This is a genomic window from Ruegeria atlantica (assembly GCF_013032455.1).
GTDB lineage: Bacteria > Pseudomonadota > Alphaproteobacteria > Rhodobacterales > Rhodobacteraceae > Ruegeria > Ruegeria atlantica_B.
Window position 1 is genome coordinate 309,307 of sequence record NZ_WQCF01000001.1, and the last position, 20,299, is coordinate 329,605.

Sequence of the window (20,299 nt, forward strand, 5' to 3'; positions counted from 1 at the left end):
GAATATGAAATCCGGTACCAAACTGCCTGACGTAACCTTTCACACCCGTGTCCGTGATGAGGCTGTTGAAGGCCCCAACCCGTTCCGCTGGGAAGACAAGACCACCGCAGATTACTTTGCCGGCAAACGCGTAATCCTGTTCTCTCTGCCCGGCGCGTTCACCCCGACCTGCTCGACCTACCAGCTTCCTGGCTTTGAAAAAGGCTATGGCGAGTTTAAGGAAAAAGGCATCGATGAGATCTACTGCATGTCGGTGAACGACAGCTTTGTCATGAACAAGTGGGCGCTGGATCAGGGTCTGGAAAACGTCAAGGTTATCCCGGATGGATCTGGTGAATTCACCCGCAAGATGGGCATGCTGGTCGACAAGGACAACCTGGGCTTTGGCATGCGTTCGTGGCGTTATGCGACCGTCGTCAACGATGGCGTGGTCGAAGCTTGGTTCGAAGAACCGGGCCTGATGGACAACTGCCCCGAGGACCCCTATGGCGTGTCCTCCCCGGAAAATCTGAAAAAGCATCTGGACGAAGCAAAAGAGCCAGCGCTGGCATAAGTTTACGTGCAATTGCATATAAAAGACCCGCATTCTCGCGGGTCTTTTCGTTTTTCAGGCTCTGGTTTCGGAAACGATTTCTTCACCGACTTGTCGGATGACCTCGGCCAGACCATCAAACCAATCCTCGCCACCGGTAGATGCACGGCGCACCAAACCAACCGTCCGTGCCGGTTGGGGTACGGTGAAACGCAACAGTTTCAAGCCGGGAACCGCCTCGGATTCGGCGCGTGCGGCCAGTTCCGGCATCAGGGTCAAACCAAACCCTTCGGCGACCAGTCGGGACAAGGTTGCCAAAGATGATGCACCCATATTGATCAAACCACTACTGCGATCCTGACCGCAAACCTCAAGGGCCTGATCAGTCAGGCAATGGCCATCATCCAACAACATCAACTGAGCGGTCTGCAAATCCAGAGGCCGCAATGCCTCGGGATTTGTCGCCATGGTCTCTAGGCGAGCTGTGCTGCCAGCCAATAGAAAGTGATCCTGAAACAACGGCAGTTCGAAGAGTTCGCGTCCACCGGCTGGCAGGGCCATGACACCGGCGTCGATCTCTCCTGCTCGCAGCATGGTCAATAGACGCTCGGTCCGGGCCTCGCGAATTTGCACTCGCAGCGACACGTCAGAAGACCGTAGCCCCGCCAACACGCCGGGAAGCAAATATGGTGCAATGGTCGGAATGATCCCGATGGATAGCGAACGGTGCCCACCTGAACGATCCTTTGCGAACTGGTCAAGCCGTTCGGCAGCCCCCAGAACCTGACGCGCATGGTCCAACACATCACGCCCCAGCGGCGTTAGAAGGATATCACGCGCCTGACGTTCGAACAGCGGGCCTCCCAAGCTCTCCTCAAGCGTCTTTATCTGCACTGACAAGGCGGGTTGAGAAACATTGCAAACTTGCGCCGCGCGGCCGAAATTTCTCTGTTCGGCGACTGCCCGCAAGTATTGCAACTGTCTAAGGGTGAAATGCATAACCCGTGATTATCACTTGGCGCCACCAGCGCAACCAAAACATATCACCCGATCATTCGGTTGCGCTCTGACTGGCTCTCATAATGCCGCTTGAGTCTTTGCAGCGCGATCCGTAGCACGATCTTGCCCGAACGCGCGGACCAACCCATTCGTTTTTCCGCCAATTCAAGCCCTTCAAGGTAGCAACAACAGCGCAGAGCAACATCACTCAGCCCTGGACCGAGGTCTGACAAGGCAAGGGCGACACGATCACGCGCATCGGAAGAACCGCGCCCGCCATGGGCTTCGCTGCCAAAACTGCCGCGCCCGCCTGCAGTCAGAAAGTGATCCCAATTCTGCGTGACCTGAGGCCCAATCTGCGCCAATTCGAAATCTTCTCGCAGACGTTCGCCAGCCGCCACCAGCTTTTCATCCAGAAAAGGCTTTCCGTCCCTATCCCTCCTGCGAGCGAGAGCGATCAACGGGCTTTCCGCCGCGCTGTAGCGCATGCGTTTTGGGCGGTCATTCTTGTTTGCCCCCCCCTGCCCCGGTACCACCTTGGCCTGAAACGGTGTCTGCGCATCGGCCATTCCAAACTCATTTCGGGCGCGGGCTTTGTTTTCTGCATCGGCAACCAATTGACTAAGCGCTGTCCGACCCGTCGAAGAAATGCGATACCGCGAAATACGTCCCGGGTTATCGCAAGAAATCCAATCTTTCAGAGCCAGCGCCTGAGCAATAGCGCAGTCCACCACCGCAGTCCTTGTCGCGCCGCCACCTCCAGAGTCTCGCACGACGACCGCCTTGTCCATCTCTTCAGCGACTGCAAGCACCGAGCCCGTTTCGCACAAGCGACGCAGAATCCGAAGGGCCTCGCGGTTGAACTCTTCATCTTTGGCTTCGGCGGTTTCCTCAGGTGTCGTACCAAACGTGTTATTCACATGAGCCGACGGCTCGGCGAAATGCGTCTTGGCCAGCGATTGCAGAGCTGCGTCTACCAACGGATCATCCCGCCGAGTTTCGATCCGACGGATTTGTCTGAGAATGGTCGAAGCATGGCACCCAGCAGATCGCGCGATGTCGCGGATCGATTGGCCGGTTTCGGTGTGGGCAAGGTATCTTTGAGCCCCCTCTGGCACCCAAGCCGGAATAGTGAAAGCCATGTTATTTTCCATAGTTTCTTGACCTCGTCGACAAAACAATCTGTTCCCAATCGCCCCCGATGAGTTTGTTAACCAATTCTAACTAGAGTCGCTTTCGTTACTCGTTCGTTAACCCGCAGAGACAAGAACCAGATTTGATTCAAAAATATAAACACTCATGAAGCCATAGTTCGGGGCGACCCAGATCAAGGCAACACCCGCCTAGGTTGTGCGACACATTCAGGGACATTCACTGTTACGAAGGACCGCCGGAATGCAGGATTTAATGACCTTGATCACAACTCTACGCCGCCCTCGCCTGTTGGCACGGGCCGCGAAACTAGGGGCGCAAGACTATGACCGAGACCGGCATCTGCAACGCATCCTCGGTTATGGATCATTGCCCGGCACAGGCGCCGCACTGATGCGACTGATGGAAATGGAAAGAGAATTTAACTCACAGCGAATGGAAGAAGATGCGGCCTATTCTTTGGTCCGGCATCTTGACGTGTTGATCGCGCTACTGGGCGAGGCGCAACTGTTTCAGGCCAGTCGCGCCTCGCAATATTCAGTGATTAGCTGAATGCATCCGGCATGGATGCTTTCTTTTTCTCAATGTACTCATTGAGCGCGGCGGTGATCGCCGGGTCGAGTTGTGGTTGCTGGTAGTTGGCCAGAAGATGCTCGACTCGGGCAGATGCCAGTTGGCGCGTGTCACGCCCGCCTTCATCTTCCCAGGTTTCGAACGGTTTGTAGTCCAGCATTTCAGACTTCCAGAACGCGTCCTTGAAGTTCGCCTGCGTATGGGCACAACCCAGATAGTGGCCGCCCGGTCCGACCTCGCGGATCGCATCCATCGCCTGCGCGTTCTCGTCATAAGCCACGCCTTTGGCCAGACCATGCAGCACGCCCAGTTGATCGGCATCCATGACGAACTTCTCGAAATCCGCAACCAGACCGCCTTCAAGCCAACCGCAGGAGTGCAGCATGAAGTTCACGCCCGACATTAGGCCCATATTCAACGAGTTTGCTGTTTCGTAAGCCGCTTGTGCGTCGGGCAGTTTCGACCCACAGAACGATCCGGCCGAACGGAACGGCAGGTTCAGACGCCGCGCCAGCTGACCCGCACCATAGGTGACCATCGACGCCTCGGGGGTGCCAAATGTCGGCGCGCCCGAGTTCATGTCGATCGATGACACAAAAGCACCAAATATCGCAGGCGCACCCGGACGGATGATCTGGCTGTAAGCCACACCGGCCAGAACCTCGGCCAGAACCTGCGTCAGCGTCCCCGCCACCGAAACCGGAGCCATCGCACCGCCCACGATAAAGGGCGAAATGATGCAGGCCTGATTGTTCGCGGCATAGACTTCAAGCGAGCCCATCATCACGTCGTCAAACGTCATCGGCGAGTTGATGTTGGTCAGCGAGGTCATGACCGTGTTTTCCTGCACGAACTCTTTGCCGAACAGAATCTCACACATTTCAACCGAATCTTGTGCGCGGCTGGGGTCAGTAACCGAACCCATGAACGGCTTGTCCGACAGGGTCATGTGCGCCATCAGCATGTCCAGGTGGCGCTTGTTAACTGGCACATCGGTAGGTTCGCACACGGTCCCGCCCGAGTGGTGCAGCCACTTGGACATATAGGCCAGTTTCACGAACTTATTGAAATCGTCCATGGTCGCATAGCGACGACCACCCTGCGCGTCGCGTACGAACGGAGGACCATAGACCGGTGCAAGCACCAAATTGCGGCCACCGATGACAACCGATTTCTCGGGGTTGCGCGCGTGTTGTGTGAATTCGCTGGGGGCGGTTTTGATAAGCTCTCGCGCCAAACCGCGGGGGATGCGAACACGTTCACCATCGACATCGGCACCGGCGTCCTTCCAGCGCTGTAGCGCGCCCGGATTGTCGACGAAATTGACGCCAACCTCCGCCAGAATGGTTTCCGCATTGGTTTCGATGATCTCTAACGCTTCTTCGTTGAGGACCTCGAAATTTGGAATGTTCCGTTCGATATATTTTGCAGTTTCGATACGAACTGCGGTGCGCTCGGCCCTACGGGCGGCACCACCGCCGCCTCTGGCTCTGCGTCGGGTGTTTGCCTCTGCCATGAGATAATCCCGTTAGTCATGTTCACGTTGCAAATCGTGTTACCGGAACCGCAAGTCACACCAAACGTGGATTACGGCGCTATAGGGGTAAAAGCGACATGATCGACCTTTCGATCTTGTTTTAGCCCCTAGTTCCTCATGTTCATGATAGGCGCGTTGTACCGGAATCGCAAAAATCAACTTTCCCCTCGGCTGAAAATGAACCCTTGGGTGCGACAGAAAGCGGTGCTGTCGCAAACCTGTTTCGAGGTGCATTTTTCTCCAGTAAGAAATCGGATTCGATGAGCTGGCAAACTTCAGAGGTCTTTGCGCATCGCAACCGAGTTTCCTGCCAATTCAGTTTCAACCCACCCTAGATGCGCGTAAATCGCCCGCGTATCCTGCATCAGCCGATGGGTGCGCAGTTCCATGTGGGTGCAGCCAGCGTCGCGGGCGTCGATCTCGGCGCGTGATAGCAACTTACCGGCAACCCCCTGCCCCTGTGCCGCCGGTGATACAGCCAGGTTGATAACCTTCATCACGTCACCTTGTTGTGCAAAGATGATCACCCCGACAAGTTCGTCATTGCCGAGGGCCAGAATCACGCGGTGATCCGCAATATCCTGCGCCAACCCGCCCGTTACATCTGGCAGATCATCAATAGTCTCGCGGGCTTTAGAATATGCCGCCCGGATGCAGTCAGTGACTGCTTTGACGTCATCCTGCGTTGCATCCGTGAAACGAATATCCGCCATTGCTAGCATCTCCCTCTGCATCTGCTCGAAAACGTCCTCATAACGCTTGCACATAACCGCCGCGCGACCTAAGAGCCAGTCATGAGCCAGACATCCCATGACCGCCTTCTGATCATAGACTTCGGCAGCCAGGTGACGCAGCTGATCGCACGCCGCCTGCGCGAGTTGAATGTCTATTGCGAAATCCACCCCTACCAAAAGGTCACGATGGACTTTGTGCGCGAGATGGCGCCCAAAGCCGTGATCTTCTCGGGTGGACCGGACAGCGTTACGCGCGAGGGATCCCCCCGCGCACCGCAAGAGATTTTTGATTATGGCGTGCCGATCCTTGGCATCTGCTATGGTCAGCAAGTGATGATGCAACAACTGGGCGGCAAGGTTGAAAGCGGCCATGGCACCGCCGAGTTTGGGCGCGCATTTGTTACTCCGAAAAGCCAACTGGGCATTTTGGACGACTGGTTCGCTGAAGGTGATGAACAGGTCTGGATGAGCCACGGCGACCACGTCAGCGAAATCGCACCGGGTTTTGAGGTTTTCGGAACCTCGCCCAACGCGCCCTTTGCGATCACTGCCGACACCAGCCGTCACTTCTATGCCGTACAATTCCACCCCGAGGTGCACCATACACCCAAGGGTGCGAAGCTGTACGAGAACTTCGTGAAACTGGCCGGGTTCGAGGGCGATTGGACCATGGGCGCTTATCGCGACGAGATGATCCGTAAGATTCGCGAACAGGTCGGTGACAAGAAGGTCATTTGCGGCCTGTCCGGCGGTGTCGACAGCTCGGTCGCGGCGATCCTGATCCACGAGGCGATCGGCGACCAGTTGACCTGTGTGTTCGTTGACCATGGGCTGTTGCGCAAGAACGAAGCCGAAGAAGTCGTTGGCATGTTCCGCGACAATTACAACATTCAACTGATCCACGCAGATGAAAGCGAATTGTTCCTGGGTGAACTGGACGGCCAGTCCGACCCCGAAACCAAACGCAAGATCATTGGTAAACTGTTCATCGACGTATTCCAGAAACACGCGGACACCATCGAAGGGGCCGAGTTCCTGGCTCAGGGCACGCTGTATCCTGACGTAATCGAGTCTGTCTCGTTTTCAGGTGGGCCTTCGGTCACTATCAAATCGCACCACAATGTGGGCGGTCTTCCGGAAAAGATGGGTCTCAAACTGGTTGAACCCCTGCGTGAACTGTTCAAGGACGAGGTTCGCGCTCTGGGCCGCGAACTTGGCCTGCCGCAAAGCTTTATCGGCCGTCACCCCTTCCCCGGCCCGGGTCTAGCGATCCGATGCCCCGGCGAAATTACCCGCGAGAAACTGGAAATCCTGCGCGAAGCGGATGCGATCTATATCGACCAGATTCGCAAACACGGCCTCTATGACGACATCTGGCAGGCATTTGTGGCGATTCTACCCGTCCGCACGGTTGGCGTAATGGGTGATGGTCGCACATACGACTACGCCTGCGCCCTTCGTGCCGTGACGTCAGTAGACGGTATGACTGCAGATTATTATCCGTTCAGCCATGAATTCCTCGGAGAAACGGCCACACGGATTATCAACGAGGTCAAAGGCATCAACCGATGCACTTATGACATTACCTCGAAACCTCCGGGAACGATCGAGTGGGAATGACAAGAAAGCCGGGCTTCACCCCGGCTTTTTTTGTTTAAGTCCTGCCAGAAACCCATAGGTTTTCATAAGGAAATCCGTGATTCCCGCAGGCAAAGGCATGGACAGCAGTAAACCACAGATCGGCAAGGCCGCGCTTTGGATGACAGGCGCCATTGCCTCATTCTCGTCCATGGCGATTGCTGGCCGCGAACTGAGCGTCACCCATGATACGTTCGAGATCATGTTTTACCGCAGCCTCGTCGGCATCTGCATTGTGTCATTGGTTCTGACACTGACAAATAAGTGGAATCAGGTCTCGACATACCGGCTCGGTCTACACGGCATCCGAAACCTGATGCATTTCACCGGTCAGAACCTTTGGTTTTATGCTGTCTCAGTTATCCCATTGGCACAGGTTTTCGCGCTGGAATTCACCCAACCGATCTGGGTTATTCTCCTGTCTCCGTTGCTGCTGAAAGAGAGGCTGACCCCTGTGCGTGCCCTTTCGGCCATGATTGGGTTCGTTGGAGTTCTGATAATCACCCGCCCAGGTGCTGCCCCCCTGAGCACTGGTATTCTTACTGCGGCAATGTCAGCGGTATTCTTTGCGTTTACAACGATTTCCACCAAATCTCTGACCCGTTTGGCAAGCATCGGTTGCATCATGTTTTGGCTGACAGTTATGCAGGCAATCTTGGGGTTTCTAGCAGCAGGGATTGACGGCCATATTGCCTTACCGACGGCAGCTACTGTCCCTTTCCTATTACTTGTAGGTTTGGCCGGCTTGCTGGCGCATTACTGCATCACCAACGCGCTGGCCATTGCCCCTGCGACCGTGGTTGTGCCGTTTGACTTTGTCCGCCTGCCCACAATCGCCGTGATTGGGATGATTCTGTACCACGAACCCTTGGATCACTGGACCCTTTTGGGGGCCGTCGTGATTTTTTTCGGCATCTTTCTGAACGTAAACACCGAAAAACGTAACAGTTTGGCAACAGATACCCGCCACACTGGACAGTAGTAACGCACCGTCACCAGTTGACGGTTAAACTAGGGTTAAGAAAGTATCGAGCACCACAAGGCGGGTCTATCAACTCCACTCGAAATCGGATCTGGCCTGAAAATACCTTTAGGGAGGACACAATGAAAAAAGCGCTATTGCAGGCGTGCGCTCTGAGCGTTGGGGCAACCGGTGCGTATGCAGGCGGCCTGGATCGCAGTGGACAAGGCGTCAACATCCTGTTTGAAGAGGGATCAGTTGTACAATTCCGCCTCGGCTATACTGATCCGGATGTGAGCGGCAGTCAGGACGGTGTAGATTCTGGCAACGTAGCCAAGGATTTCTTCACTCCGCACCTGGCATTTAAATATTCTGTCTCAGACAGGCTGGATATCGCGCTGATCTATGATGAGCCATTCGGCGCAGATGTCGAATATCCCTCCGACTATCCATTGTCGCTAAACCCCACGGCCGCATTTGGCGGTCGCAGCGACGTCTTGCGTGCCGAAGCTGAAACAGACGCAATCACAGCCCTCCTTCGCTACAAGTTCGACAATGGGTTTAGCGCCATTGGCGGCATCCGTGCTCAAAGGGCCAAGGCGAATGTCGCAGTACCGGTGGTTGCAGGCTACGAGTTTGAATCTGGCTCTGAGATAGACTTCGGCTACGTTGTAGGTGTCGCTTGGGAAAAGCCCGAAATCGCGGCGCGTGTGGCGCTGACCTACAACTCGAAAATCACGCACGATTTCGACTCTACAGAATCCCTAAACCAAGTACCGCCGATACCGGCCGCGCTTGTAACGGCGGATACCGAAACCGAAGTTGAGACGCCTCAGTCGGTGAACCTGGACTTCCAGACCGGTGTCGCTCCTAAAACATTGCTGTTCGGTTCGATCCGCTGGGTTGACTGGCCGCAGACTGTTCTGGCTCCGCCAATTTATGTCGGTATTGTTGACGATAACCTTGTTGATTATGCGGACGACACGTTTACCTACACGTTGGGCTTGGGCTACCAGTTCACCGACGAGTTTGCGGGGGCAATCTCAGCGGGATATGAAACGTCAACAGGTTCCGAAGTTTCGAACCTTGGCCCGACTGACGGCTTCTGGAACATTGGTGTCGGTGGCACCTACACCATTGAGAAAGCAAAAATTTCCGGCGGTGTGCGCTATACAGATATTGGTGACGCGACAACCACGACAGGTGGCGAGTTTTCGGGCAACTCGGCTTGGAGCGTCGGCTTCCAGATTACATATGCTTTGAACTAAACTAACGTCACAGCCCTGACGCTATAACCCCGCCTTTTTGGCGGGGTTTTTCTTTGTGCGTCGATTACACTCCCATCACCAGATACGGTGCATTGCGTTTGCGCCACATCTAACGGGATTCTTTGGACAAAATATCTCACTTTGACATTTCGCCTGTCGACTCAGGGCTTGTGCATATATGGGAGCCGAACAACCAAATATGTAACGAGGAACGACTCTGTTGAAAACGAGCAAAATTTCAATCGTAGCAATCATTTCCATGACAGCGGGTGTTGCCAGCGCCCAGGATTTTCGCGGGGCGGCGACTTTGGGATACGGACACTCGTCCATTTCCGACGGCGGCGGTGACTTCAGCACTTTCACAGGCGACGCAACCGGAGCTCTGAGCTTTGACAACGGTCTACACTGGGGTTTGGACGCCAAGTATTACTATGTCGTCCCGGATGACGTGTCCAGCGACGTGACAGTTTGGGATCTGGGAACCACATTGAACTATCAGTTCAACAGTGGCGGAGTTCTGGGCGGTTACCTTGACTATGCAGATACCGAACTGGACACGGGGCTGGGCTTCGACCTGTCAACCGACATAACTTCTTATGGTATTTCTGGCGGCTACGTCGCCGAAGGCGTCGGGATCGAGGCATGGATCGGTGAGAGTACTACATCTCCCAGCTTGCCTGGCGGTGCTGACTGGACCGATATCGGCGCTCTGTTTCGGTATCAGCTATCGGATAGTGCGGCATTCGGCGGGCATTACGTACGCAGCGAAATATCCGGAAGCGGTGCAGACCTTGATTTGTACAGTATTGGTCTGGGTGGTTACTATCAGTTCGCCAGTGGCTGGGGCACCTATGCTGGCCTCGTCCATCAATCGTTCAGCGATCTTGACACGGACCTCACCACATTCGGCGTAGGCGTTGACTATAACCTGCTTGAGATCAGCCCAATTCCAGCTCAATTTTCCTTGGAATTGGCCAGAACCGACATTGATGTTGCCGGTACCAGCGGTGATATCGACACAATCCGCGTTGGCCTGACTTTCCCCCTTGGGGACCGCAGCGCGGCTACACCTCTCAACAGTGTTGCGCGTGCAGCCATGGCACCGCGTCACAATGCTCTGACAACGTTGACAGATACTGCCTTCTGAAGCTCGGGCACTTTATAAGAACGGCTTAAGACCCCGCCCCTTTGGGCGGGGTTTCTCTTTGCGCAAGTTCCGGGTCGAATGGATTTATCCAAGTTGCGAGAACGAGGTATGGCAAAACAAAAACATCTTTCCCCAAAAGCATGGGCCGAGCTTCTTTTGCTGGGCTTGATCTGGGGCGCTTCGTTCGTGTCGATCCGGATAGCTCTGGATACGGTCCCTGTAATGACCTCAGTATTCCACCGCGTATTTTGGGCAATGCTGGTGCTTTGGCTGGTGGTTTGGATTCAAGGGCTTCGTGTGCCGACCAGTCCCCGTATGTGGCTCGCGTTCGGAATCATGGGCCTGTTAAACAACGCAGTCCCATTTTCCTTAATGGCCTGGGGGCAGCTCTACATAGAAACCGGCCTGACCTCGATCTTGAACGCAATGACGGCCATATTCGGCGTTATCACCGCCGCGATTTTGTTCAAGGATGAACGCCTGACACCTCTACGCGCAGCAGGGGTTGGACTAGGGTTTCTCGGCGTCGCCATCGCCATTGGGATCAAGAACTTCACCACATTCAACCTACAGAGCGCGGCTCAACTGGCCATTATCGCCGGTGCGATTTCTTACGCGTTGGCCGGAGCTTGGGCGCGTGTGAAATTCTCCGACATGCCACCCGTTGTCGCCGCCGCCGGTATGTTGACGGCATCGACCGTGCAAATCCTGCCAATCACACTTCTGGTCGATGGTGTACCCCAGTTGGACTTGCCCATGATCACATGGGCCGCAATCGGCTATTACGCACTGATCGCCACAGCCGGAGCGTATCTGCTGTACTACCGGGTTCTTGCCATGGCCGGTGCGGGAAACCTATTGCTAGTCACCTTGGTCATTCCTCCTGTTGCCATCGTACTGGGTGCGGTATTGCGAGATGAAACCCTGCCCCCACAAGCTTATCTGGGCTTTGCAATCCTCGCGCTGGGGCTGTTGATCCTTAACCGCGCGGGTACACGCGATTGACGCGGACCTCTGCCCGATTTAGCTAGGTCGGAAAAAGGGATGGCGGACGATGATCTACGGCTCGGCAAAAGACTGGCGCGATGCGGCGCGAAAAAAGGTGCTGTTCTTCGGCATGTCGGGGCTGGGCAAGACCTATGTGTCTAACGTTTTGCGCGACTCGGGTGACTGGTTTCACTATTCTATCGATTACCGCATTGGCACCCGCTACATGGGTGAATACATCGCCGATAACGCCAAGGCCGAAGCGATGAAAGTCCCATTTCTGCGCGATCTACTACTGTCTGACTCGATCTTTATCGGGTCAAACATCTCGTTCGAGAATCTGACCCCCGTTGCCTCCTATCTGGGCAAACCCGGAAACCCGGCTTTGGGCGGCCTTGAGCTGTCAGAGTACCGCCGCCGGCAGGAACAATTCCGCCAGGCTGAAATTCATGCCCTTCTGGACACCGAGTATTTCATTGATCGCGCGCAACACCTGTATCAGTACCCGCATTTCATCTGCGATACCGGCGGTTCGATCTGCGAATGGGTCGATCCGAACGATCCGAACGACCACGTATTGTCCGAACTGTCCAGTCGGACGCTGATGATCTGGATCAAAGGGGATGAGGACCACACTGCCGAACTGGTCCGTCGGTTCGACAAAGCCCCCAAGCCGATGTCCTATCAGCCGGAATTCCTTACCCGTGTTTGGGACGACTACCTAACCCAGAATGCCTGCCGGGCCGAGGATGTAGACCCCAACGCCTTTATCCGCTGGACCTATGCGCAGGCTCTTGCACACCGTCAGCCGCGCTATCAAGCGATGGCGGACAACTGGGGAGTCACCGTAATCGCGGATGACATGCACAACGTCCGTGATGCTGGGGATTTCGATGAGTTGATCGAACGCACCCTTGAGACCAGCGCCAAGCGCGCTTAATTACCGCCTCTACACTGTAACTCCAAAGGCTTGCACCTGATGCCAATCAAGATTCCTTCCGACCTGCCGGCATTTGACGTTCTCTCGAAAGAGGGCGTCTCGGTCATGGCCGAGGATCAGGCAATGCGTCAGGACATCCGCCCCCTGCGGATTGGTTTGCTGAACTTGATGCCCAAGAAGATTCAGACCGAAAACCAATTTGCGCGCTTGATCGGAGCGACTCCGCTGCAGATCGACCTGTCACTGATCCGCATGACGGAACATCGCACCAAGAACACTGCTGCTGAACATATGGCTGAGTTCTATCGTCCCTTTCAGGAGGTGAAGGACGAAAAGTTTGACGGCCTGATCATAACAGGGGCGCCAATCGAGCATTTGGAATTCGACGCCGTTACCTATTGGAACGAAATGCGCGAAGTCTTCGAATGGACGCAGACAAACGTACATTCAACGTTTGGCGTGTGCTGGGGCGGAATGGCTATGATCAATCATTTTCATGGCGTTAAGAAACACATCCTGGATGCCAAGGCTTTCGGCTGCTTTCGTCACGTGAATCTGGACCCGGCCTCGCCGTTTCTGCGTGGATTCTCGGATGATTGTGTCATCCCGGTAAGCCGGTGGACCGAAATGAAACAGGCTGAGATTGATGCCGCAGACGGTCTGGTGACTCTGCTGGGCAGTGAGGATGTCGGCCCCTGTCTGGTCGAAGATACGGCGCACCGTGCGCTCTATATTTTCAACCATTTCGAATATGACAGCGATACGCTGAAGCAGGAATATGACCGAGACGTAGCCAATGGTACGCCGATTAACGTACCGATGAACTACTATCCGGACGACGATCCGACCCAAACGCCACAGAACCGTTGGCGCAGCCATGCGCATCTGCTCTATGGAAACTGGATCAGCGAAATATATGGCACCACGCCCTATGACATCAGCCGGATCGGTGTGGAAAAAACCGACCTGAGGGCCTGAGCTGGTGATGCGCGTCGGCCTCATAGCTTTAACCCTTCTGGTTTTGCTCTGGGCCATCGCCATCTGGCGCGCTGGTCGAAATGAGGCCCGCGCCGAGGCTGCCTTTCCCCCCGAAGGCCTGATCATCGACGTCAATGGCATTCCGGTGCATGCGGTCGTGATGGGCGAAGGACCTGACGTTGTTCTGATCCATGGATCCAGCGGGAATACGCGTGACATGACCTTTGCGCTGGCCCCGATCCTGGCCAAGAATTTCCGAGTGATCGTGTTCGACCGCCCCGGCCTAGGCTATAGTGGTAGCTTCAACCCCGATGGGGAAACTATTGAAGAACAAGCAGATATCCTGCAAAAAGCCGCCAAAAAACTGGGCGCTGAAAAACCCATCGTAGCTGGGCAAAGTTATGGCGGGTCTGTCTCGCTTGCCTGGGCTGTAACGCGGCCTGACAATATCTCTGGCCTGGTTCTGATCGCCGCTGCTGCGATCCCGTGGGAGACACCTCTGGACGGGTTCAACAAGATGGCTGCGACCTCGGCGGGCAAGGTCGCAGCCCTGCCCTTGGTCACTGCGTTTGTTCCCGAATGGTATGTTGAAAAGGCGCTGGACCGGGTGTTTGCGCCTCAGACCGCGCCCGAAGGTTATGCCGATCACTTCGGTCCGGGTCTGACCATTCGAAGAAGCTCGATGCACGCCAATGCCAAGCAACGCGCAAACCTGCTGGAAGAGGTTCGCGCGTTGCAGCCGCACTATGCAGAGATCACCGTTCCGACTGAGATCGTTCACGGCACCGATGACGACACTGTGGGCTTGGGCTGGCATTCCCACCGGCTGGTCGAACAAATCCCCGGTGCCGAACTGATCGAACTGCCCGGAATTGGGCACATGCCGCAAGTTGTGGCCGCCCCTGAGGTCTCTGCCGCCATTATACGTGCGGCGGAGCGAGCGGGTTTGCGTTAATCCCACGGCTAATCCATAGTAAGTTATGGATTTTATGACGAGGTAACCTATGGCCCGCACCGAAAAAGGTTCCATCGAAAAGTACTTCAGGAATGACGCCCCGGAAGAGGTGCGTTCGGCCATCAAGAAGTCGGGTAAGGACGACATTCTGAACCCAACATACCCTTACGAAGAACGCATGAAACGTAAGGACTATGAAAAAGAGATGGAAAAGCTGCAGATAGAGCTGGTCAAGCTGCAGTCTTGGATCAAGGAAACCGATCAGCGCATCGCTCTTATTTTCGAAGGTCGAGACGCGGCGGGAAAAGGCGGCACGATCAAACGTTTCCGTGAAAACCTTAACCCTCGCGGTGCGCGTAACGTGGCCCTCAGCAAACCCTCGGATATTGAGCGCAGCCAGTGGTACTTTCAAAGGTACATCCCGCATCTTCCAGCCGCGGGCGAGATCGTGTTCTTTGACCGGAGTTGGTACAATCGTGGCGTTGTCGAAAACGTATTCGGATTCTGCACTGCCGAGCAACGTGAGCGGTTTTTCCGGCAGGTTCTGCCGCTCGAGACCGGTCTGGTCAACGATGGGATCAAACTTTTCAAATTCTGGCTCAACGTCGGGCGGGCGGAACAGTTGAAACGGTTTATAGCGCGTGAAGGTGACCCGTTAAAACATTGGAAACTTAGCCCAATCGACGTGGCAGGCCTGAGCAAATGGGACGAATATAGCCAGTCGATCTCGGAAACCCTGACCCGCAGCCACTCGGAACACTGTCCATGGACGATTGTGCGGTCAGATGACAAGAAACGAGCGCGCCTAGCCGCCATTCGCACGGTTCTGCATGCGCTCGACTATGACGAAAAGGACGAGAATGCGATTGGCCCCAACGATCCAAATATCTGCGGCGGGCCGGATATCTGGGAATCATGATCAGCGGTGGACGAATACCACAGCGCGAATTATGTCATGAATTCTGAACACTTAAACAAAAAAGGCAACTGAAACAGGAATGACGAAACGCGGGTATCACCATGGGAACCTGAAACAAGCTCTGATCGAAGCAGCCCTGTCTTTGATCGAGAAAAAAGGCCCGACTGGTTTTACCCTGTCCGAAGCTGCAAAAACCGCAGGTGTTACCCCTGCCGCCGTCTACCGGCATTACCATGGGCGCGAAGACCTGATCGCCGAGGCCGCGCGCCAGGGGTTCGAGATGTTCGCAGACCTAATGCAATACGCCTATGACAAGGGTCAGCCCTCGGCCTTGGCTGCGTTCGAAGCAACGGGCCGCGCCTATCTCGCCTTTGCCCGCAAGCACCCAGGCCATTACATCGCCATGTTCGAAAGCGGCATCTCCGTTAACCGAACACCCGAATTGGCGCTGGCCGCCAGCCGCGCAAAGGGTGTGCTGGAGAAAGCCGCAGCCGATTTGTCACAACATATCCCACCCGAGAAGCGCCCACCCGCTTCGATGTTCAGTGCCCATATCTGGGCGATGAGCCACGGCGTTGTTGAGCTTTTTGCTAGAAATACCGGCGCAAGCTCGCCATTTCCACCAGAGGATTTGCTCGAGACCGGTATCGGCATTTATCTGCGGGGGTTGGGTTTGGTTCCACAAGACGACTGATATTCAAAATCTGGACACGGGCTGCGGGGCGCTCAGACCCGATGTAACATTGATAAGCTCCATCTCGCCCATGCCTTTGATTTCCACTCGCCCAAGATCAGAGACCTGAAACTCATCGATCAGAGCATATTTCATCTCTTCCGGTGCAACGATTTTCATTGGGTTAGCAAATACTTGCAAGCGTGAAGCGATGTTCACCGCCGGGCCAAACACATCATAAACGTATTTCTGTATTCCAACCACAGATCCAACCGCTGCTCCTGTGCCCAACCCTATCCTAGCCTGCCATTTGTGTGGATGGCTTTCGTTGCGTCGCTCCAGATACCGCAGAAAGCGAACCGCACAATGGGCAACCGCAGTCGCGTGATCCGGTGTTGGGTCAGGCATACCAGACACCGCCAAGTAGGCATCGCCAATGGTCTTGATCCGCTCGCAGCCGAATTGTTCGACAATGCGGTCAAAAGCCGTGAAAATGTCGTTCAATTCACTCAGCGTGACGGTTGGGTCGGTTTTTGCCGCAAAATCGGTGAACCCAACAAAATCCAGCATCACCACCGATACCTGATCATAGAGCTGTGGTGTGACCACGCCAAAGCTTTTGAACTCTTCGTAGACGGCCCGCGGCATTAGATTCAGCAGTAATCGCTCGACACGTTCTTTTTCACGCTCCAACTCTCGCGTATTGCGCTCGACCATGGTCGAGTAGCTGTCGATCATACTTTCAAGCTCACGGATGCGGGTGATGTTCTGGCATTCAACAACCAGAACCTGTTCGGTCAATCCGTTCGCCAGCGATACCGCCGTAGCAAATATCAACGTTCTGCGTTTCGGTTTAATTTGTAGTTCAACTGAATACCTAAGCCCCGAATGTTTGACATCGTCTAATTCGCGAGCGTCCAGCGAGGGGAGAATATCCAACAACGTCTGACCTTCAGTCGGAGTACCAAACCACTCCGCAAAAGGCCCGTTGTGGAAAACGAAGGTCAAGTCCGAAGCCCGCACAACCGCCACGCCGACACCGATCGCACGCAGCAATTGTTCATTTATCGCAAGAATACTCATGCCACGTCTCGGGTAACAATGATTGCTCGCTTTGATTCAATAGCTTGCATGGCAATCTTTATGTGACCATCCTCCATCCCGTGCATTGACAATGCCTCAGCGAACAGTTCCGCCATCTCGTCGAAATCGGCATGTGAGATATTCAGATGGCGGTGCACAGCCTCAATCCTTTCATCACTGAAAGACGCTGGCCCACCGACTAGAGAAGAGACAAATTTGGTCTGATGGTCGATCAGGCGCGGCATATCGATGTCTTCAAAATGGCCACCGATTTGATCGGAATCCAAAGCCATTTCGTAGAAAGTCATTACGATCCGGCTTATCGTTTTGAATCCACCATATCTTTCGTAAATTGTCTGACCCACACCGCGCACCCAAGCTTTAACAACAAATAACACTGCGAGCTTATATCAAACTGACAGTTTTGTTAACGCTTATAAGCAGTTTAGCAGGACTCGGGCCAAGGGAGCCCTTCCAAAGTGAAGTAAACGTACCAAAGAGTTAGGTTGTAAGCGCATGGAACTAAGAACAAATGCGCCCGACGACAAGTGCCAGTTTGTAGAAGGCACTTCCTAACTGCCTTTCGCAGTCGCGGCAGGAGGGGTGGTCACCCCTCCTGCCGAAAAGATCAGGCGCTGATCGTGTTGTGCTCAGGTCCATAGGGGAAGCCTGTGATGTTTTCTGCACCGTCTTCTTTGACCACCAGAATATCATGCTCGCGATAGCCGCCGGCGCCCTTTTGACCTTCCGGAATCCACAGCATCGGCTCAATTGAGACGACCATGCCGGGCTCCAGAACCGTGTCAATATCTTCGCGCAGTTCCAGCCCGGCCTCACGCCCGTAATAGTGACTGAGAATGCCAAACGAATGACCATAGCCGAACGAGCGGTATTGCAGCAGCCCCTCATCAGCGAAGAACCGATTGATTTCCTCACAAATGCCAGAGCACGTCGCGCCGGGCTTAATCAGGCTCAAACCCAACTCATGCGCTGCGACGTTCGCCTTCCAGATGCGCAGGCTTTCTGCGTCGGGTTCACCGAGAAACAAGGTGCGCTCCAGTGCGGTGTAATAACCCGAGATCATGGGGAACGTATTCAGCGACAGGATATCGCCCTTCAGCAGCGCCCTTTTGGTGACCGGGTTATGTGCGCCGTCAGTGTTTAGGCCAGACTGAAACCAGACCCAAGTGTCGCGATATTCGGCGTCTGGGTAGGCACGCGCAATTTCTGCCTCCATCGCATCACGACCGGCCATCGCGATTTCGATCTCGGTCGCGCCCTCACGGATCGCGGCGTGAATGGCCGCGCCACCCACATCGGCGGTCCGTGCTCCACCCTTGATCAGCTCGATCTCTTCCGCAGATTTCACCATGCGCGCGGCCATCGTGTCCGGCGCGATATCCACCAATTCCGGCCCACCCAGCATATCCAGCGCGGTGTCACGCATCGCCAGTGTCATGTGATCGCCTTCGATCCCCAGCCGTCCAGCCGAGCCAATCAGGTTGGAAACCGCGCGCCAGTAATTGTTCCGCTTCCAGTCGGTGTAGATGACGTTCTCTTCGACCGAACGCCGCCAAGGCTGACCTGCGTCGATATTGGCAGAAACGGTTGTGCAGGCATCCTGCGTCACAACACACCCATACGGGCGGCCAAATGAGCAGTACAGAAAGCCTGAGTAATAGGCGATGTTGTGCATCGACGTAAGCAACACAGCCGGAATATCCCGCGCTGCCATGGTTGCACGCAGGCTGGCCAAACGCCGCGTGTATTCCGCCTTGCTGAACGGCAAAGGCGCTTTGTCGCCATTGTGGCTGGTAAAGAATTCAGGGCGATTGTTTAGGTCAGTCATTTCGGTCTCTCCTTAATGCCGGACAGGCATCGCCCGGCCACAAGCCCCGGCGTTCAGGACAAGCGGCCTCGGGAACCGAGAGCCATGCACCCCAAGCTACGTCACGACGCCATCGTGACCGGGGTGCATGGTGAAATCGCTAAATCAGCTTTCGAGTCGCGTCAAGACGGGCTGAGACCCCGCAGGCGCTCAGACCGACGCCGCAGCAGTTCGACCGTCGTCAGCAGCGCGATTGAGATCACAACAAGGATTGTCGCAACTGCCAGAATAGTCGGGCTGATCTGTTCCCGCAGGCCAGTGAACATCTGCCATGGCAGCGTCTTCTGGCTGGCCGAGCCAACGAACAGAACCACCACCACCTCGTCAAAAGAGGTGATAAAGGCAAACAGCCCGCCCGAGATCACCCCCGGCAGGATAAGCGGCATCTGAATCTTGAAGAAGGTCCGCACTGGCCCTGCCCCCATATTCGCCGCAGCCCGCGTCAGCGACTGGTCAAACCCGACCAGCGTTGCCGTCACCGTGATGATCACAAACGGAATCCCCAGAACCGCGTGGGCAAGGACAACTTTGATATAGCCCACAAAGTTCTTGTCCATGCCCAAGGTTCCTTCAAGGAAGCGCCCGATATCACTGTAGAAAAAGAACATACCGGTGGCGGAAATGATCAGCGGCACAATCATCGGCGAGATGAGAATTCCCATAATTGCCCGACGCCCCGGCACGTGGGACTGGCTAAGCCCGATAGCGGCCAATGTTCCCAGCGAAACCGAGATAACGGTCGCAATCGGGGCGATGATCAATGAGTTCTTGAAGCTTCGCTGCCATTCATTGTTGGTAAAGAAGTCACGGTAGTGCTTCAGCGAATAGCCTTCGGGGTCCAGCCGCAGCATCTCGGGTGTGAAGGTAAAGAAGTCCTGCGCGTTGAAGGACAGCGGCAGCACCACAAGGATCGGAGTGATCAGGAACACGAAGATCGCTCCGCAAATCACTCGGAACAGATAGTGCTCAAACACCTGGCTACCTGTCAGGTACGGCAAGAGTTTTTGGCGGTAGCGCCCTTCGTATAGCCAGAAGATGAAGAACGCAAAGAACCAACCGGACAGCAAGCCCACGATCAGGCCCGTGAACCCGGCAAAGAAAAAACCGACCGCTCCCAAGCCCAGAATGGTGATCCAGCGCGCGACGCCTTCATTATCAAGCACCGTGATATAGACCCAGGCCAACGCCGCCATCAGCGCAGCACCTATCACGATGCCCAGCAAGGCACTGCCCTGCCCAGCCCCGACAAACATGCCAAGGAAACCTCCGGCGGCGGCGACGGTGGGCAGAACCATCGACAACGGCTTTCGGGATATTGGTGTAAGTGCTGCCATG

At 55.2% G+C, this 20,299-nt stretch carries 20 protein-coding genes; 12 read left to right on the forward strand and 8 right to left on the reverse strand.

What is annotated here, in order from left to right; translation table 11 throughout:
• Nucleotides 1-4: 4 nt before the first annotated feature.
• A complete protein-coding gene (locus GOW93_RS01560; protein WP_170381308.1) occupies nt 5-553 on the forward strand; it encodes a peroxiredoxin in 549 nt (182 codons plus the stop codon).
• Between the two features lie 54 nt (nt 554-607).
• Here GOW93_RS01560 and GOW93_RS01565 read toward each other — a convergent pair whose 3' ends face one another.
• Both GOW93_RS01565 and GOW93_RS01570 read right to left on the reverse strand, forming a co-directional pair.
• Nucleotides 608-1,531 carry a hydrogen peroxide-inducible genes activator gene (locus GOW93_RS01565; RefSeq protein WP_170381309.1) on the reverse strand — a complete coding sequence of 308 codons (924 nt, stop codon included), beginning with the start codon at nt 1,529-1,531 and terminating at the stop codon, nt 608-610.
• A 44-nt stretch (nt 1,532-1,575) separates the two neighbouring features.
• Nucleotides 1,576-2,685: a DUF6456 domain-containing protein gene (locus GOW93_RS01570; protein WP_170381310.1), complete on the reverse strand. Its 1,110-nt coding sequence runs from the start codon at nt 2,683-2,685 to the stop codon at nt 1,576-1,578.
• 241 nt (nt 2,686-2,926) lie between these two features.
• Between GOW93_RS01570 and GOW93_RS01575 the strand changes: the two genes are divergently transcribed.
• Nucleotides 2,927-3,235, forward strand: a complete 309-nt coding sequence (locus GOW93_RS01575; RefSeq protein ID WP_170381311.1) for a DUF6477 family protein — start codon at nt 2,927-2,929, stop codon at nt 3,233-3,235.
• Here the strand turns inward: GOW93_RS01575 and GOW93_RS01580 are convergent.
• A complete protein-coding gene (locus tag GOW93_RS01580) occupies nt 3,228-4,772 on the reverse strand; it encodes a trimethylamine methyltransferase family protein (protein WP_170381312.1) in 1,545 nt (514 codons plus the stop codon). The genes GOW93_RS01575 and GOW93_RS01580 overlap by 8 nt on opposite strands.
• A gap of 296 nt (nt 4,773-5,068) precedes the next feature.
• The gene (locus GOW93_RS01585) at nt 5,069-5,506 is read right to left on the reverse strand and encodes a GNAT family N-acetyltransferase (protein WP_170381313.1); all 438 of its coding nucleotides are present in this window, start codon (nt 5,504-5,506) and stop codon (nt 5,069-5,071) included.
• Between the two features lie 81 nt (nt 5,507-5,587).
• Here GOW93_RS01585 and guaA point away from each other — a divergent pair, with 81 nt between their 5' ends.
• The 10 genes from guaA (at nt 5,588) to GOW93_RS01635 (ending at nt 16,014) form a co-directional block, all read left to right on the forward strand.
• Complete coding sequence (gene guaA / locus GOW93_RS01590; RefSeq protein WP_170381314.1) at nt 5,588-7,147, forward strand: glutamine-hydrolyzing GMP synthase; 1,560 nt, start codon at nt 5,588-5,590, stop codon at nt 7,145-7,147.
• A gap of 97 nt (nt 7,148-7,244) precedes the next feature.
• Complete coding sequence (locus GOW93_RS01595; RefSeq protein ID WP_170381315.1) at nt 7,245-8,147, forward strand: DMT family transporter; 903 nt, start codon at nt 7,245-7,247, stop codon at nt 8,145-8,147.
• Nucleotides 8,148-8,269: 122 nt separating this feature from the next.
• On the forward strand, nt 8,270-9,394 hold the full coding sequence (locus tag GOW93_RS01600) for an OmpP1/FadL family transporter (protein WP_170381316.1): 1,125 nt from the start codon (nt 8,270-8,272) through the stop codon (nt 9,392-9,394).
• 220 nt (nt 9,395-9,614) lie between these two features.
• Nucleotides 9,615-10,541, forward strand: a complete 927-nt coding sequence (locus GOW93_RS01605) for a hypothetical protein (RefSeq protein ID WP_170381317.1) — start codon at nt 9,615-9,617, stop codon at nt 10,539-10,541.
• Between the two features lie 108 nt (nt 10,542-10,649).
• Nucleotides 10,650-11,546 carry a DMT family transporter gene (locus GOW93_RS01610; RefSeq protein ID WP_170381318.1) on the forward strand — a complete coding sequence of 299 codons (897 nt, stop codon included), beginning with the start codon at nt 10,650-10,652 and terminating at the stop codon, nt 11,544-11,546.
• Nucleotides 11,547-11,595: 49 nt separating this feature from the next.
• Nucleotides 11,596-12,468, forward strand: coding sequence for an ATPase (locus GOW93_RS01615; RefSeq protein ID WP_170381319.1), 873 nt, complete (start codon nt 11,596-11,598; stop codon nt 12,466-12,468).
• A gap of 39 nt (nt 12,469-12,507) precedes the next feature.
• Nucleotides 12,508-13,446: a homoserine O-acetyltransferase MetA gene (metA, locus tag GOW93_RS01620; RefSeq protein ID WP_170381320.1), complete on the forward strand. Its 939-nt coding sequence runs from the start codon at nt 12,508-12,510 to the stop codon at nt 13,444-13,446.
• A gap of 7 nt (nt 13,447-13,453) precedes the next feature.
• Nucleotides 13,454-14,401 carry an alpha/beta fold hydrolase gene (locus GOW93_RS01625; protein ID WP_170381321.1) on the forward strand — a complete coding sequence of 316 codons (948 nt, stop codon included), beginning with the start codon at nt 13,454-13,456 and terminating at the stop codon, nt 14,399-14,401.
• Between the two features lie 49 nt (nt 14,402-14,450).
• Nucleotides 14,451-15,320 carry a polyphosphate kinase 2 gene (gene ppk2, locus GOW93_RS01630; RefSeq protein ID WP_170381322.1) on the forward strand — a complete coding sequence of 290 codons (870 nt, stop codon included), beginning with the start codon at nt 14,451-14,453 and terminating at the stop codon, nt 15,318-15,320.
• Between the two features lie 79 nt (nt 15,321-15,399).
• Nucleotides 15,400-16,014: a TetR/AcrR family transcriptional regulator gene (locus GOW93_RS01635; protein ID WP_170381323.1), complete on the forward strand. Its 615-nt coding sequence runs from the start codon at nt 15,400-15,402 to the stop codon at nt 16,012-16,014.
• A 3-nt stretch (nt 16,015-16,017) separates the two neighbouring features.
• On the opposite strand, the gene GOW93_RS01640 is transcribed toward GOW93_RS01635, so the two are convergent.
• The 4 genes from GOW93_RS01640 to GOW93_RS01655 form a co-directional block, all read right to left on the reverse strand.
• Nucleotides 16,018-17,076: an adenylate/guanylate cyclase domain-containing protein gene (locus tag GOW93_RS01640; RefSeq protein ID WP_170381324.1), complete on the reverse strand. Its 1,059-nt coding sequence runs from the start codon at nt 17,074-17,076 to the stop codon at nt 16,018-16,020.
• Nucleotides 17,073-17,441 carry a group I truncated hemoglobin gene (locus tag GOW93_RS01645; RefSeq protein ID WP_170381325.1) on the reverse strand — a complete coding sequence of 123 codons (369 nt, stop codon included), beginning with the start codon at nt 17,439-17,441 and terminating at the stop codon, nt 17,073-17,075. The genes GOW93_RS01640 and GOW93_RS01645 overlap by 4 nt, the downstream gene beginning before the upstream one ends.
• A 263-nt stretch (nt 17,442-17,704) precedes the next feature.
• Nucleotides 17,705-18,925 carry an aminopeptidase P family protein gene (locus GOW93_RS01650; protein WP_170381326.1) on the reverse strand — a complete coding sequence of 407 codons (1,221 nt, stop codon included), beginning with the start codon at nt 18,923-18,925 and terminating at the stop codon, nt 17,705-17,707.
• A 161-nt stretch (nt 18,926-19,086) separates the two neighbouring features.
• Nucleotides 19,087-20,298 carry an ABC transporter permease gene (locus GOW93_RS01655; protein ID WP_170381327.1) on the reverse strand — a complete coding sequence of 404 codons (1,212 nt, stop codon included), beginning with the start codon at nt 20,296-20,298 and terminating at the stop codon, nt 19,087-19,089.
• Nucleotide 20,299 lies beyond the last annotated feature (1 nt).

What these genes read in the sequence shown, in the direction of transcription:
- GOW93_RS01560 (WP_170381308.1), top strand. Translation starts at nt 5, where the DNA reads ATGAAATCCGGTACCAAACTGCCTGACGTAACCTTTCACACCCGTGTC.
- GOW93_RS01565 (WP_170381309.1), bottom strand. Translation starts at nt 1,531, where the DNA reads ATGCATTTCACCCTTAGACAGTTGCAATACTTGCGGGCAGTCGCCGAA.
- GOW93_RS01570 (WP_170381310.1), bottom strand. Translation starts at nt 2,685, where the DNA reads ATGGAAAATAACATGGCTTTCACTATTCCGGCTTGGGTGCCAGAGGGG.
- GOW93_RS01575 (WP_170381311.1), top strand. Translation starts at nt 2,927, where the DNA reads ATGCAGGATTTAATGACCTTGATCACAACTCTACGCCGCCCTCGCCTG.
- GOW93_RS01580 (WP_170381312.1), bottom strand. Translation starts at nt 4,772, where the DNA reads ATGGCAGAGGCAAACACCCGACGCAGAGCCAGAGGCGGCGGTGGTGCC.
- GOW93_RS01585 (WP_170381313.1), bottom strand. Translation starts at nt 5,506, where the DNA reads ATGGCGGATATTCGTTTCACGGATGCAACGCAGGATGACGTCAAAGCA.
- guaA (WP_170381314.1), top strand. Translation starts at nt 5,588, where the DNA reads ATGAGCCAGACATCCCATGACCGCCTTCTGATCATAGACTTCGGCAGC.
- GOW93_RS01595 (WP_170381315.1), top strand. Translation starts at nt 7,245, where the DNA reads ATGGACAGCAGTAAACCACAGATCGGCAAGGCCGCGCTTTGGATGACA.
- GOW93_RS01600 (WP_170381316.1), top strand. Translation starts at nt 8,270, where the DNA reads ATGAAAAAAGCGCTATTGCAGGCGTGCGCTCTGAGCGTTGGGGCAACC.
- GOW93_RS01610 (WP_170381318.1), top strand. Translation starts at nt 10,650, where the DNA reads ATGGCAAAACAAAAACATCTTTCCCCAAAAGCATGGGCCGAGCTTCTT.
- GOW93_RS01615 (WP_170381319.1), top strand. Translation starts at nt 11,596, where the DNA reads ATGATCTACGGCTCGGCAAAAGACTGGCGCGATGCGGCGCGAAAAAAG.
- metA (WP_170381320.1), top strand. Translation starts at nt 12,508, where the DNA reads ATGCCAATCAAGATTCCTTCCGACCTGCCGGCATTTGACGTTCTCTCG.
- GOW93_RS01625 (WP_170381321.1), top strand. Translation starts at nt 13,454, where the DNA reads ATGCGCGTCGGCCTCATAGCTTTAACCCTTCTGGTTTTGCTCTGGGCC.
- ppk2 (WP_170381322.1), top strand. Translation starts at nt 14,451, where the DNA reads ATGGCCCGCACCGAAAAAGGTTCCATCGAAAAGTACTTCAGGAATGAC.
- GOW93_RS01635 (WP_170381323.1), top strand. Translation starts at nt 15,400, where the DNA reads ATGACGAAACGCGGGTATCACCATGGGAACCTGAAACAAGCTCTGATC.
- GOW93_RS01640 (WP_170381324.1), bottom strand. Translation starts at nt 17,076, where the DNA reads ATGAGTATTCTTGCGATAAATGAACAATTGCTGCGTGCGATCGGTGTC.
- GOW93_RS01650 (WP_170381326.1), bottom strand. Translation starts at nt 18,925, where the DNA reads ATGACTGACCTAAACAATCGCCCTGAATTCTTTACCAGCCACAATGGC.
- GOW93_RS01655 (WP_170381327.1), bottom strand. Translation starts at nt 20,298, where the DNA reads ATGGCAGCACTTACACCAATATCCCGAAAGCCGTTGTCGATGGTTCTG.